Origin of the sequence: Streptomyces spectabilis, assembly GCF_008704795.1 — a bacterium.
Classification (GTDB): Bacteria; Actinomycetota; Actinomycetes; order Streptomycetales; family Streptomycetaceae; genus Streptomyces; species Streptomyces spectabilis.
The window spans coordinates 6,290,738-6,304,632 of the sequence record NZ_CP023690.1; the positions used below are offsets into that span (position 1 = coordinate 6,290,738).

12 protein-coding genes and 1 riboswitch are annotated in these 13,895 nt (G+C 70.3%); of the genes, 5 read left to right on the top strand and 7 right to left on the bottom strand.

From position 1 onward, the window contains the following. Positions 1–44: 44 nt before the first annotated feature. Positions 45–171: riboswitch (cobalamin riboswitch) on the bottom strand. A 197-nt stretch (positions 172–368) separates the two neighbouring features. From CP982_RS27720 to CP982_RS27745, 6 genes are all read right to left on the bottom strand, one after another. Next, on the bottom strand, positions 369–1,004 hold the full coding sequence (locus tag CP982_RS27720; protein WP_229878498.1) for a hypothetical protein: 636 nt from the start codon (positions 1,002–1,004) through the stop codon (positions 369–371). 74 nt (positions 1,005–1,078) lie between these two features. After that, on the bottom strand, positions 1,079–2,701 hold the full coding sequence (mctP, locus tag CP982_RS27725; RefSeq protein WP_150512959.1) for a monocarboxylate uptake permease MctP: 1,623 nt from the start codon (positions 2,699–2,701) through the stop codon (positions 1,079–1,081). Then, complete coding sequence (locus CP982_RS27730; RefSeq protein WP_150512960.1) at positions 2,698–2,985, bottom strand: DUF3311 domain-containing protein; 288 nt, start codon at positions 2,983–2,985, stop codon at positions 2,698–2,700. The genes mctP and CP982_RS27730 overlap by 4 nt, the downstream gene beginning before the upstream one ends. Positions 2,986–3,106: 121 nt before the next feature. Further along, positions 3,107–3,307, bottom strand: a complete 201-nt coding sequence (locus CP982_RS27735; RefSeq protein WP_150512961.1) for a YbdD/YjiX family protein — start codon at positions 3,305–3,307, stop codon at positions 3,107–3,109. Continuing rightward, a complete protein-coding gene (locus CP982_RS27740) occupies positions 3,304–5,445 on the bottom strand; it encodes a carbon starvation CstA family protein (protein WP_150512962.1) in 2,142 nt (713 codons plus the stop codon). Before CP982_RS27740 ends, CP982_RS27735 begins: the two co-directional genes overlap by 4 nt. Positions 5,446–5,623: 178 nt before the next feature. Further along, positions 5,624–6,457: a GntR family transcriptional regulator gene (locus tag CP982_RS27745; protein WP_221515156.1), complete on the bottom strand. Its 834-nt coding sequence runs from the start codon at positions 6,455–6,457 to the stop codon at positions 5,624–5,626. Between the two features lie 343 nt (positions 6,458–6,800). Between CP982_RS27745 and CP982_RS27750 the strand changes: the two genes are divergently transcribed. From CP982_RS27750 to CP982_RS27765, 4 genes are all read left to right on the top strand, one after another. After that, on the top strand, positions 6,801–8,075 hold the full coding sequence (locus CP982_RS27750) for an extracellular solute-binding protein (protein ID WP_150512963.1): 1,275 nt from the start codon (positions 6,801–6,803) through the stop codon (positions 8,073–8,075). Positions 8,076–8,181: 106 nt separating this feature from the next. Beyond that, on the top strand, positions 8,182–9,162 hold the full coding sequence (locus CP982_RS27755; RefSeq protein WP_150512964.1) for a carbohydrate ABC transporter permease: 981 nt from the start codon (positions 8,182–8,184) through the stop codon (positions 9,160–9,162). After that, on the top strand, positions 9,159–9,989 hold the full coding sequence (locus tag CP982_RS27760; RefSeq protein WP_150512965.1) for a carbohydrate ABC transporter permease: 831 nt from the start codon (positions 9,159–9,161) through the stop codon (positions 9,987–9,989). Before CP982_RS27755 ends, CP982_RS27760 begins: the two co-directional genes overlap by 4 nt. A 9-nt stretch (positions 9,990–9,998) precedes the next feature. Beyond that, positions 9,999–11,492, top strand: coding sequence for a glycoside hydrolase family 3 protein (locus CP982_RS27765; protein WP_150512966.1), 1,494 nt, complete (start codon positions 9,999–10,001; stop codon positions 11,490–11,492). A 91-nt stretch (positions 11,493–11,583) separates the two neighbouring features. On the opposite strand, the gene nagB is transcribed toward CP982_RS27765, so the two are convergent. Next, positions 11,584–12,369, bottom strand: a complete 786-nt coding sequence (nagB, locus tag CP982_RS27770) for a glucosamine-6-phosphate deaminase (RefSeq protein WP_150512967.1) — start codon at positions 12,367–12,369, stop codon at positions 11,584–11,586. 429 nt (positions 12,370–12,798) lie between these two features. Between nagB and CP982_RS27775 the strand changes: the two genes are divergently transcribed. After that, positions 12,799–13,869 carry an SIS domain-containing protein gene (locus CP982_RS27775; protein ID WP_150512968.1) on the top strand — a complete coding sequence of 357 codons (1,071 nt, stop codon included), beginning with the start codon at positions 12,799–12,801 and terminating at the stop codon, positions 13,867–13,869. Positions 13,870–13,895 lie beyond the last annotated feature (26 nt).

The window sequence follows — 13,895 nt, forward strand, 5'->3', positions numbered from 1 at the left end:
CCAGCCCATTCCACGAGGCCCGGACGTCTGCGCCCGGACCGGGCGGCACGGGCGTGCTGTCGGCAGGTCCTCGGACTTGCGGGTACGCAAATGCGCACACGTACACCGTTGCGGGACAGTTCCGGACTTGCACCGGATTCCCCTGCGGCGACAGCGAGGACGAGCATACATCTTGTGCTGGGTTTCGGTGGCACCCCTAGATGTTGTGTCGGAGGTGACCGTTCCCTCACGGGGTGTGGTCGCTCGTGTGCCTGTCGGAGCGTCAACTCGCAGGAGAGAAGCCCCAGACCGGGGGCGGGTTCGCAGTCCCGGCGGGGGGCGCGGACGCCGCGCCCCCGGCGGCCTGTCGGGCGGGGCGGTGGGGCAGGTCAGCCGCTCGTGCCCGGTGGGTCCTGGGGAGCGCCGTCCCCGTTCGGGGGCAGGTCGCCGCGGTCCGCCGGGAGGCCCGTCCCGCCGCCGTCCGGGGGCAGGACCTCGGGGTCGGCCTGCTCGGGCAGGGTGGCGTCCAGTTCGCGGTCGTCGGCGCGGTGGGCGGTCTCGGCGGCGGCGCGCAGCGCGGCGCGGTCCACCGCGCCGCGGTCGGCGGCGAGCTGGATCCGCAGCCCGTTCTCCGAGCGGACGTACTCGTGCCGGGAGCCCGTGACGCGGTACCAGCCCTTGCCGTCCTTCTCGCAGCTCTTGGCGGCGGGCGGGACCGTGCGGCAGTTCCCGTCGGTGACGGTGCCCCGGTCGACGGAGAGCGTGAGCTGCGCGCCGCCCTCGTCCTTCACGTACGTGGACTGGAAGCCGTCCTCACCGATCACGCCCACCGACTGCCGGGCGAGTTCGAAGCCGTCGGCCTCCGTCACGTACACGTGCTCCACGACCGTCTGCGCCGCCGTGGCGCGCTCCTCCAGTTCGGAGCGGTCCGGCGGCGCCGTGCCGGCGAGGCTGTCCGAGCCGCAGCCGGTGAGGGCGAGCGGGACGAGGAGCAGGGCCGGGAGGAGGCGGTGGGAACGTCTCATGCGTACATCCTTTCGCATGCGCCCGCCGCCGTCCGTGTCCCGGCCCCGGCCCTGTCAGTCCGTGCCGCCCCGGTTCAGTGGCCCGCGCCCACCTTGGGCAGTTCGGTGGCCACGCCCTTGTCCCCGGCGTCCGCCGTGTAGTCCTCGGGCGATGTCTCGTCGATGCCCTCGGGAGCCTTGAGCGCCTTCAGGACGAAGGTGAGGACGACGGTCACGACCACGTTCAGGACGAACGCCGTCAGGCCGATGTAGCCGATCTCGCCGATGCCGGGGATCTCCTTGGAGGAGCCGCCGAAGTGCTTCTGCGTCGGCGAGGCCACGCCGTACGCGGCCACCGTCCCGTAGACCATGCCGACCGCCCAGCCGGCCAGGAGCGCCCACCGGTGGAACCACCGCGTGAACAGGCCGCCCACGAGCGCGGGCATGGTCTGCAGGATCCAGATGCCGCCCAGGAGCTGGAAGTTGATCGCGACCGTCTTGTCCATGGTGAGCACGAAGGCGAGGGCGCCCACCTTCACCAGGAGCGAGACCAGCTTGGAGACCTTGGTCTCCTGCTCGGGCGTCGCGTCGGGCTTCAGGAAGTCCTTGTAGATGTTGCGGGTGAAGAGATTCGCGGCCGCGATCGACATGATGGCCGCAGGGACGAGCGCGCCGATGCCGATCGCCGCGAACGCGACGCCCGTGAACCAGTCGGGGAACATGTCCTCGAACAGCTGCGGGATCGCCAGCTGCCCGTTCTCGACCTTCACCCCGGCCGCGATCGCCATGAAGCCCAGCAGCGCGAGCAGGCCCAGCATCAGCGAGTACAGCGGCAGGATGGTGGTGTTGCGGCGGATCACGTCGCGGCTGCGCGAGGACAGCGTCGCGGTGATCGAGTGGGGGTACATGAACAGGGCGAGCGCCGAGCCGAGGGCCAGGGTCGCGTACGTCCAGGTGCCCGCGTCGCCGGGCACGAGCGCGCCCACGGGCTTGCCGGTCGCCTCGTTCGTCGCCGAGAACTTCTCGTTCGCCGCCCGGAAGATCTCGTCGAACCCGCCCAGCTTGATGGGGATGTAGATGATGGCCACCGCGATCACGATGTAGATCAGGGTGTCCTTCACGAACGCGATCAGGGCCGGGGCCCTGAGGCCCGAGGAGTAGGTGTACGCGGCGAGCACGCCGAAGGCGATGAGCAGCGGCAGGTCCTTGATGAACCAGTTGGTGTCCTCGCCGCCGCCGACGCCCATCACGTCGAGGACGGCCTGGATGCCGACGAGTTGGAGCGCGATGTACGGCATCGTGGCGAGGATGCCGGTGACGGCCACCGCGAGCGAGAGCCCCTTGGAGCCGAAGCGCCCGCGGACGAAGTCCGACGTCGTCACGTACCCGTGCTTGTGCGACACCGACCACAGGCGCGGCAGGAAGGTGAAGATCAGCGGATAGACGAGGATGGTGTACGGCACCGCGAAGAACCCGGCGGCGCCTGCCGCGTAGATCGCCGCGGGCACGGCCACGAAGGTGTACGCCGTGTAGAGGTCGCCGCCGAGCAGGAACCAGGTCACCCAGGTGCCGAACGACCGGCCGCCGAGGCCCCATTCGTCGAGGCTCTGCTCGTTCTCGGCCCGACGCCAGCGGGAGGCCAGGAAGCCCATGACCGTCACCGCGAGGAAGAAGAAGATGAAGACGGCGAGCGCGACGCCGTTCACGCCGTCGTTCATGACCGCGCACCTCTCTGGCCGCGGGCGGCCTTGCGGGCGCGCTGCTCACGCTGCCACAGCTGGTAGGCGATCATCGTGAGCACGGTCGAGATCAGCACCCACAGCATCTGGTACCAGTAGAAGAACGGGATGCCGATGAAGGCCGGATCGGCCTTCGCGTAGGAGCTCACCCAGAGCATGGCCACGAAGGGCGCCACGAGACAGACGGCTATGACCACACGGACCGGTGTGACCACCGGCTGTCTCACTTCAGGCGCAACCGGCACTTCAGGCGCATCTGGCATACCGCGGCTCCGTTCGCTCACTTATCCCGTGTTTAACGTGCGGGAAATCTAAGCGACGGTCTCGGCCTACGGAACCCCTGTCCGTATAACGGACGAGCCACAGAGCGGCCGAAAGGGCCTCTCAGCAGCAGCGGAACCCCTGCCGCGGGTCCGACTCCTGGCGGTCCGTCCGCATACGCTCGAACGCCCGCCGGGTCGGCACGGCCGCGGCCGGATGCTCCCTGCGGACGTGCGCCACGTACCGCTCGTACGCGGACTCGTCCGTCAACTCCCGTACGTACCAACGGACGGCGCGCAGCGCGCGGCGCAGCGGCCCGGTCACGACGAGCCCGCCTTCGCGCGCTCGTGGGCCGCGAGCTCCGCCTTCTCCTCCTCGGTGGCGACGAGCCCGGCGGGCGCGACGGTCTTCGACTCCACGAACGGCGTCTCGCTCAGGCGCGAGGACAGCGGGTCGCGGACGTGCCGGACGCACACGCGGGCCGCGTCCACGAGGACGATCACGACGAGGATCGCGAGGGCCGCCGAAAGCACGCCGTCCACGGTGGAGTTGGTGACCACGGTGTGCATGTCGTCCATGGTCTTGGCGGGCGGCAGGACCTTGCCGTCGTCGATGGCGTCCTGGTAGATCGAGCGCTGCTTGAAGAAGCCCACGCGCGGGTCGCTGGAGAACACCTTCTGCCAGCTCGCCGTGAGCGTCACCGTCGCGTCCCAGGCCAGCGGGATCCCGGTGATCCAGGCCCACTTGAGCCGTCCGGACTTCACCAGGAGCGTGGTGCACACGGCGAGGGCGACGGCGGCGAGGAGCTGGTTGGCGATGCCGAAGATCGGGAAGAGCTGGTTGATGCCGCCGAGCGGCTCGTGCACGCCGACCCAGAGGAAGTAGCCCCACATGCCGGTCACGGCGGCGCTGGTCAGGACCAGGCCCGGCTTCCAACTCACGTTCCTGAAGGGCTTGTAGACGTTGCCCAGCATGTCCTGGAGCATGAACCGGCCCACGCGCGTGCCCGCGTCGAGCGCGGTGAGGATGAACAGCGCCTCAAACATGATCGCGAAGTGGTACCAGAACGCCCGCAGCGAGTCCCCCGTGACCTTGGAGAAGATCTCCGAGACGCCGATCGCGAGGGTGGGGGCGCCGCCCGTGCGCGAGAGCAGCGAGCTCTCCTCGACGTCCTCGGCGGCCCGCGCCAGGTCCTCGGGGGAGATGGTGTACCCGAAGTTCGCGACCGCCCGCGACGCCTCCTGGACGGTGTCGCCGACGACGCCCGCCGGCGCGTTCATCGCGAAGTACAGGCCCGGGTCGATGATGCTCGCCGCGACCAGGGCCATCACCGCCACGGACGACTCCATCAGCATGGAGCCGTAGCCGATCATCCGGACCTGGGTCTCCTTCTGGATCATCTTCGGCGTCGTACCGGAGGAGATCAGGGCGTGGAAGCCGGAGAGCGCGCCGCAAGCGATCGTGATGAACACGAACGGGAAGAGCGAGCCCGCGAAGACCGGCCCGTCGCCGCGCGAGGCGAAGTCGGTGACCGGGTCCATCTTGAGCGTCGGCAGGGTGACGAGCACGCCGAGCGCGAGCAGCACGATCGTGCCGATCTTCATGAACGTGGACAGGTAGTCGCGCGGCGCGAGCAGCATCCACACCGGCAGGATCGAGGCGATGAAGCCGTACGCCACCAGCCAGACGACCAGCGTCGAGGGGGCGAGTGTGAAGGCCTCCGCCCACGAGGACTCCGCCACCCAGCGGCCCGCGACCAGGGCGATCAGCAGCAGGCCGATGCCGATGAGCGAGACCTCGCTGACCCGGCCGGGGCGCAGGACGCGCAGATAGAAGCCCATGAACAGGGCGATCGGGATCGTCATCGCGATGGAGAAGGTGCCCCAGGGCGACTCGGCGAGGGCGTTCACGATCACGAGCGCGAGCACGCCGAGCAGGATGATCATGATCGCGAAGGTGGCGAGCAGGGCCGCGGCCCCGCCGAACGGGCCGATCTCGTCCCGCGCCATCTGGCCGAGCGACTTGCCGTCGCGGCGGGTCGAGAAGAACAGGACCACCATGTCCTGCACGGCCCCCGCGAAGATCACCCCTGCGATGATCCAGATGGTGCCCGGCAGATACCCCATCTGGGCGGCGAGCACGGGACCGACCAGCGGACCCGCGCCCGCGATCGCCGCGAAGTGGTGCCCGAGCAGCACGCGCCGGTCGGTCGGGTGGTAGTCGATGCCGTTGTCGAGCCGCTCGGCGGGGGTGGCCCGGCGCTTGTCGACGCGCAGGACCTTGTGCGCGATGAACTTCGCGTAGAAGCGGTAGGCGATGGCGTACGAGCCGAGGGCGGCGGCCACCATCCAGGCGGCGGACACCTCCTCGTCCCGGGAGAGCGCGAGCACGGTCCAGCCCGCGGCGCCGACCAGCGCGACGAGGCTCCAGAGGGCGATGGTCTTGGGGGTGGCTGTGCGCACGGGCCGTCCTCCCGGTCGCGTGTCTGCGGTGACGGGAGGACGGTAGGGCAGGAAAGTGATCCGCGCTACGGGGCGGGCAGGGTGAAACGCGGCGGGGCCGGGGGCCCGGGGCGCGGCATCACTCCCGCGGCGTCGCCCCGGGGCGCGTCGGCGTCGGCGCCGGGGCGTCGGCGCGGCCTCAGTCCTGCGGCCGCTTGAGCCGGGCCACGAACTTGTACCGGTCGCCCCGGTAGACCGAGCGCACCCACTCCACCGGCTGCCCGCTCCCGTCCACGGAGTGCCGCGACAGCATCAGCATCGGCAGGCCGACGTCGGTGCCGAGCAGGCCCGCCTCGCGCGGGGTCGCGAGGGAGGTCTCGATGGTCTCCTCGGCCTCGGCGAGGTGCACGTCGTAGACCTCGGCGAGGGCCGTGTACAGGGACGTGTACTTCACGAGCGAGCGTCTGAGCGCGGGGAAGCGCTTGGCGGACAGATGCGTGGTCTCGATGGCCATCGGCTCGCCGCTGGCGAGCCGCAGCCGCTCGATGCGCAGGACGCGCCCCCCGGCGGCGATGTCCAGGAGACCGGCCAGGGTGTCGTCGGCGGTGATGTACCCGATGTCCAGGAGCTGGGAGGTCGGCTCCAGGCCCTGGGCCTTCATGTCCTCGGTGTACGAGGTGAGTTGGAGCGCCTGCGACACCTTCGGCTTGGCCACGAACGTGCCCTTGCCCTGGATGCGCTCCAGGCGGCCCTCGACGACCAGTTCCTGAAGGGCCTGGCGCACCGTGGTGCGCGAGGTGTCGAACTCGGCGGCGAGGGTGCGCTCGGGCGGCACCGGGGTGCCCGGCGGCAGGGTCTCGGTCATGTCCAGCAAGTGCCGCTTCAGGCGGTAGTACTTGGGCACGCGGGCCGGGCGCACGGACTTGGCGGGGCCGGAGCCGTCGCCTGCCGCGAGGGCGGGGGCGGCCGCGCTCGCGGCTGCCGTCGCCGAGGTGCCCACCCCGGCCCGGGTGCTGCCCGCCTCTGTGCCCATGCTCCGCCTTCCCCGTTCCTGTGCTGCTCTGACCGGCTCCTGTGCTGCTGCCGTCACCGGCTCCTCCGTCTGTCGCGGCTCACATCGTGGCACGGTCCGGCCCAGGGGGGTCACCCCTGTTCGAGCGAAGCCGTCGGGGGAGAGCCGTGCCGCTCAGGTGTCGGTCCGATAACGGAGCCGACAGCCCTTCTTATACACCCTTGACACCCCAAAAGGTCTAGGCCAAGCTCCCCCGTACTGGTCTACACCATTAAAGACCAGGTCCAGTCCCACGGGCAGTCTTTCGGTCCTCTTGGTCGCTGCGGGTGGGGGGTTGGCTGGGTGGCATCCAAAGGAGGATGACGTGAAGCGCAAGCTCATAGCGGCGATCGGTGTCGCGGGCATGTTGGTCTCGGTCGCGGCGTGTGGCGGCGACGACAAGGACGACAAGAAGTCCGGGGCGGACGGCTTCAAGGGCGAGACGCTGACGCTCTGGGCCATGGACGGTTCGACGCCGGACCAGTGGACCAAGGACGTCACGGCCGCCTTCGAGAAGAAGACCGGCGCGAAGCTGAAGCTCGAGGTCCAGGACTGGAACGGCATCCAGCAGAAGCTGACCGCCGCCCTCTCCGAGGAGAACCCGCCGGACGTCTTCGAGATCGGCAACACCCAGACGGCCGCCTACGCCAAGTCCGGCGGTCTCGCCGACCTGAGCGACCTCAAGGAGTCGATCGGCGCCGACTGGACCGAGTCCGTCAACAAGTCCACGATCGTCGACGGCAAGCAGTACGCCGCCCCGTGGTTCGTGCTGAACCGCGTCGTGCTCTACAACAAGAAGATCTGGGCCGACGCGGGCATCAAGAAGACGCCCAAGACCCGTGACGAGTTCTACGCCGACCTGAAGAAGATCGGCGAGAAGACCGACGCGGAGCCGATCTACATGCCGGGCCAGAACTGGTACCACTTCGTGGGCCTCGTCATCGGCGAGGGCGGCGAGCTGGTCAAGAAGGACGGCGACAAGTACGTCTCCAACCTCGACGACCCGAAGGTGGTCAAGGCCGTGGAGACGTACAAGAAGTTCCAGGCCCTGTCGAAGGCGCCGAAGAACAAGGACGAGGCCACCCCGCAGCAGGCCGAGGTCTTCGCCAAGGGCAAGACCGGCGCGTTCGTGGGCATGAGCTGGGAGGCCGCCACGGCCATCAAGGCCAACAAGAAGATCGAGAAGGACATCGGCTACTTCACGATCCCGGGCGCCACGGCCGCCAAGCCCGAGGGCGTCTTCCTCGGCGGCTCCAACCTCGCCGTCGCCGCCACCAGCGAGAAGCAGGAGCTCGCCAAGGAGTTCCTGAAGATCGCGATGTCCGACAAGTTCGAGGGCCAGCTCGCCAAGGAAGGCGGCGTGATCCCGAACAAGAAGGCCCTGGAGTCCAACCTCAAGGGCAACGTGGCCGCCGAGGCCATGGCCCCGGCCACCGCCGGCGGCGGCATCACCCCGCTGATCCCGGAGTGGGGCGCCGTCGAGAACGAGCCCAACCCGATCAAGAGCTATCTGACCGCGGTCATGAACGGCGATTCGCCCGCCGACGCCGCCAAGAAGGTCGAGGGCGAGTTCAACAAGCGCCTGTCGCAGAAGCAGTAAGGAAGCGCCCCGCCGGGGGCGGTGACCACAGGGTCGTGCCCGCGACCCCCGCCTCGCCGCCCCCGGCGCATTCCTGTGTGACGTGCCGATGAGAGAGATGGCGAGCATGACCGTACAGACCGAGCGGCCGCCCTCCGGCCCGCCGGAGGTAGTGAAGTCGGGCGGCGGGCGCACCGGGGCCCCGCGCACGCCCCGCGTCAGGATCGGGTCCCTGGGTCCCTATCTGCTGTTGCTTCCCGCGCTCGTGGCCACCCTGGTGTTCCTGGGCTGGCCGCTGGTGAACAACGGGATCCTGTCGTTCCAGAACCTCAACATGAGACAGGTCATCCTGCATCTCACCGAGTGGAACGGCATCGACAACTACAAGGAGGTCCTCAAGAGCGAGGACTTCTGGCGCGTCACCGGGCGGTCGATCGTCTTCACCGCCATCAACGTCGTCCTCATCATGGTGCTCGGCACCCTGATCGGACTGCTGCTCGCCAAGCTCGGCACCAAGATGCGGCGGCTGCTGCTCTTCGGCCTCGTCCTCGCCTGGGCCATGCCCGTCGTCGCGGGCACCACCGTCTACCAGTGGCTGTTCGCCCAGCGCTACGGCGTCGTCAACTGGGTGCTCGCCAAGGTCGGCTTCAGCTCCATGGCCGACTACGACTGGTTCGGCGGCCAGTACTCCACCTTCTTCGTGATCATCACGCTGATCGTGTGGATGTCGATCCCCTTCGTGGCGATCAACCTGTACGCCGCCACCACGACCATCCCCAAGGAGCTCTACGAGGCCGCGTCGCTCGACGGCGCGGGCGCCTGGAAGCAGTTCACCTCGGTGACCCTGCCGTTCCTGCGGCCCTTCCTCTACGCCACGACCTTCCTCGAGGTCATCTGGGTCTTCAAGGCCCTCGTCCAGGTCTATGCCATCAACCAGGGCGGCCCCGACCGGCTCACGGAGATCCTGCCCGTCTACGCCTACATCGAGGGCTCGGGCAACCAGCACTACGGCATGGGCTCCGCCATCGCCATGCTGACCATCATCATCATGCTCTTCCTGACCGCGTATCACCTGCGCATCGTGCTCAAGCAAGAGGAGGACGCGTGAAGCGCTCCTGGTTCGGCCGCACCTGGCCCAACGTCGTCGCCGTCGTCCTCTTCATCGGCCTGGTCTTCCCCGTCTACTGGATGTTCGCCACGGCCTTCAAGCCGACCGGCGACATCATCAGCGAGGACCCGGTCTGGATCCCCTTCGACTTCACCTTCGAGCACTTCAAGACGGCCGTCGACGCCGACCACTTCTGGCAGATGGTCAGGAACTCGGTGACCGTCACCGTCCTCGCGGTCGTCTTCTCCCTCGCCATCGCCCTGCTGTCGGCCTTCGCGCTCGCCCGTATGCGGTTCAAGGGCCGCCGGGGCTTCATCATCGGCTTCATGCTGGCCCAGATGGCGCCCTGGGAAGTCATGGTCATCTCGATCTACATGATCGTGCGCGACGCCGAGATGCTGAACAGCCTGGTGCCGTTGACGCTCTTCTACATGGTGATGATCCTGCCCTTCACGATCCTCACGCTGCGCGGCTTCGTCGCCGCCGTGCCCAAGGAACTGGAGGAGTCGGCGATGGTCGACGGCTGCACCCGCATGCAGGCGTTCCGCCGCATCATCCTGCCGCTGCTCGCCCCCGGCCTGATGTCCACCTCGCTCTTCGGCTTCATCACCGCCTGGAACGAGTTCCCCATCGCCATGCTGGTCAACAAGGACCCGGAGTCCAAGACGCTGCCGACGTGGCTGACGAGCTTCCAGACCGTCTACGGCGACGACTGGGGTGCCACCATGGCCGCGTCCACGATCTTCGCCATCCCGATCCTGCTCCTCTTCGTCTTCCTCCAGCGGCGCGCCGTCGCCGGTCTCACCGACGGTGCCGTGAAGGGATAACGCACACTCATGAGCTCCACCGCATCCACGCCGGACACCCTGACGCGCGACGCCCTGACCGTCCTCCAGCCCGGCTTCGGCGGGACCACCGCCCCCGACTGGCTGCTCCGCCACATCGGTGAGGGCCTGGCCGCCGTGGGCCTGTTCGGCCGCAACGTCCAGACGCCCGAGCAGGTGGCCGCGCTCACCGCCCAGCTGCGCGCCGAGCGCGAGGACCTCCTCGTCGCCATCGACGAGGAGAGCGGTGACGTCACCCGCCTCGAGGTGCGCACCGGCTCGTCCTTCCCCGGCAACCACGCGCTCGGCGCGGTGGACGACACCGCGCTCACCCGCGGCGTCGCCGCCGAGCTGGGGCGCCGCCTCGCCGAGTGCGGCGTCACCTTCAACTGGGCGCCGTCCGCGGACGTCAACTCCGACCCGGACAACCCGGTCATCGGCGTGCGCTCCTTCGGCGCCGACACCGACCTGGTGGCCCGGCACACCGCCGCCTACATCGAGGGCCTGCAGTCCTCCGGCGTCGCCGCCTGCGCCAAGCACTTCCCCGGCCACGGCGACACGGCGGTCGACTCGCACCACGCCGTGCCGCACATCGGCGTCGACGCGGACGTCCTGAGCGCCCGCGAACTCGCCCCCTTCCGGGCCGCGATCGCCGCGGGCACCCGCGCCGTCATGAGCGCCCACATCAGCGTCCCGGCCCTCGACCCGGAGTACCCGGCGACGCTCTCGCGGCGCATCCTCACCGATGTGCTCCGCGGCGAGCTCGGCTTCGACGGCCTGATCGTCACCGACGGCATCGAGATGCAGGCCATCTCCTCGACGTACGGCATCGAGCGCGGCACCGTCCTCGCCATCGCCGCCGGCTGCGACGCCATCTGCGTCGGCGGCGGCCTCCACGACGAGCTGACGGTACGCCGTCTGCGCGACGCCCTCGTGTCGGCGGTCCGCGCGGGCGAGCTGCCCGAGGAGCGGCTCGCCGACGCGGCCGCCCGGGTCCGGGCGCTCGCGCACTGGACCTCGGTGTCGGGCGCGGCCGGGCGTTCGGGGGGCGTGCCCGACACCGAGATCGGCCTGCGCGCGGCCCGCCGCGCCCTGACGGTCACCCACAGCGAGACCTACGCGGGCCCGCTGACCAGCGCCCCCTACGTCGCCGCGCTCACACCGGTGGCCAACATCGCCGTCGGCGACGAGACCCCGTGGGGCGTCGCCGCCGAACTCGGCCGCCGTCTGCCCGGCACCGAGACCGGCTCCTTCACCGGTGCCGACGCGGGCCGCGAGGCCCTGGCCGCGGCGGGGGACCGGCGGATCGTCGCCGTCGTCCGCGACGCCCACCGCCACCCCTGGATGACGGCGGCCGTCGACCATCTGCTCGCCGCCCGCCCCGACACCATCGTGGTCGAGATGGGCGTCCCGCAGGCCAAGCCCACGGGCGCCCTCCACATCGCCACCCACGGCGCGGCCCGCGTCTGCGGCATCGCGGCGGCAGAGGCGATCACGGGCGCGTAGCCGCACGCTCCGCCCTTGCGACGGCGCCGGGCCGCCCCACCCCTAGAGGGGAGGGCGGCCCGGCGCCGTCGGTGTGCCCGGGGCCGGAGGCCTAGAGCCCCTGCCACGCAGGCTTGTTGGCGTACGTGTGCCGGAAGTAGTCCGCCAGCTTCAGCTTCGACGCCGCGGCCTCGTCCACCACGACCGTCGCGTGCGCGTGCAGCTGCAGCGCCGACGCGGGCACGATGGACGCCACCGGCCCCTCGACCGTGGCCGCCACGGCGTCCGCCTTGCCCTCGCCCGTCGCGAGCAGCACCAGGTGGCGCGCCTCCAGGATCGTGCCGATGCCCTGCGTGATGACGTGGTGCGGGACCTGGTCGATGTCGCCGTCGAAGAACCGCGCGTTGTCCACCCGGGTCTGCTCGGTCAGGGTCTTGATCCGCGTCCGCGAGGCAAGCGACGAACAGGGCTCGTTGAACCCGATGTGCCCGTCCGTGCCGATCCCGAGCAGCTGGAGGTCCACGCCGCCCGCCTCGGCGAGGGCGCGGTCGTACGCCTCGCAGGCGCCCTGTACGTCCTCGGCGCTGCCGTCCGGGCCCATGAAGGCCGCCTCGCTCAGACCGAGCGGCTCGACGACCTCCCGGAGCACCACCGAGCGGTACGACTCCGGGTGCCCGGCCGGAAGCCCGACGTACTCGTCGAGCTGGCAGATCCGCGCCCGCGCCACGTCCACGGCACCGTCGCGGACCTTGGCGGCCAGGGCCTCGTAGATGGGCAGCGGGGTCGAGCCGGTGGCGACACCGAGCAGGGCGTCAGGCTTACGGCGCACCAGGGCGGCCATGGCCTCCGCGATGAGCTCGCCGCCTGCCTTGGCGTCCGGGACGATGACAACTTCCACGCTGGGCCTGCCGATCTGGAGAAGGGGGACGGTGTGGTATAGACCAATCTAGCAGAGCTGACCCCCTGGAGCGCAGCCCTCTCACACCCATGCTTCCGGCTCCGTGCCCACCACGCCCGGCGAGCGAGGACACGCTCCGGAGCCCGCCGGGGCCCGCCCGGGCGCCCCGCAGCCCACCACCCGCCCACAGCGGCCAGGCCGAGGCTGCCCGAGGCCGGGGCGCCGCCCGAGCCCAGGCCGGTGGAACGGAGGCCGGCACGCCCGACACCGGCGAAGCCCCCCCCGAGCCCTGGCGAACAAGGCCCTCCCCGAGGAGCCCCGGCGAACCAGCCGCGCCAGGCCCCGGCGGACGAAGCGCCCCCGAGCTCCCGAGCCCCCGCGAACGTGAACAAGGAGCGCTCCCGGCCGGGAGCGAGCAGAGTGGTACGCATGACCGTGACCCCCTCCTCCCCGTACAGCGAGCAGCCGGGCCGCATCATGTCCCGGGAGATGGCCGAGCAGCCCGACGTGCTGCGACGCATCCTCGACAGCGGCGCGCCCCGGATCCGCAGGACCGCCGAAGAGGTCGCGGCGAAGCACCCCCGCTTCGTGCTGCTCACCGCCCGCGGCACCTCCGACCACGCCGCGCTCTACGCCAAGTACCTCCTCGAAGTCCGTCTCGGCCTGCCCTGCGGGCTGACCTCCATGTCCACGACCACGGCCTACGCGGCCAAGCCCGATCTGCGGGACGTCCTGGTCATCACCGTGAGCCAGTCGGGCGGGTCACCGGACCTGGTGGCCTCCACCCAGGCCGCCCGCGAGGCCGGCGCCGTCACCCTCGCCGTCACCAACAACCCGGACTCGCCCCTCGCGGCCGTCTCCGAGCACCACATCGACATCCTCGCGGGCCCGGAGAAGGCCCTCCCCGCGACCAAGACCTACACGGCGTCCCTGCTCGCCCTGTACCTCTTCGTCGAGGGCCTGCGCGGGAGCGACGGCGCACAGGCCGGTGCCCTGCCCGGCCTCGCCGCGGACCTCCTGGCGCGCCACGACGAGATCCGCACCCTCGCCGCGCGCTACCGCTTCGCCGAACGCATGGTGATCACCTCGCGCGGCTACGGCTACCCCACCGCCAAGGAGGCCGCCCTGAAGCTGATGGAGACCAGCTACATCCCCGCCCTCGCCTACTCCGGCGCCGACCTCCTGCACGGCCCCCTCGCCATGGTCGACAACATCTCGCCGGTCATCGCGGTGGTCACGGACGGCAGGGGAGGGGAGGCGCTCCAGCCCGTGCTCGACCGGCTGCGCGGCCGCGGCGCCGACCTGGTGGTCATCGGCCCCAAGGCCCAGGTCGAGCAGGCGTCCGCCGGATTCGTGCTGCCGACCGAGGACGTGGCCGAGGAACTCCAGCCGATCCTGGAGATCATCCCCCTGCAACTCCTCGCCTACGAGGTCACCATCGCCCGCGGCCAGGACCCGGACGCGCCCAGGGCACTGGCCAAGGTGACGGAGACCCGCTGAGCGACCGGGGCCCCACCCCGCCGCGG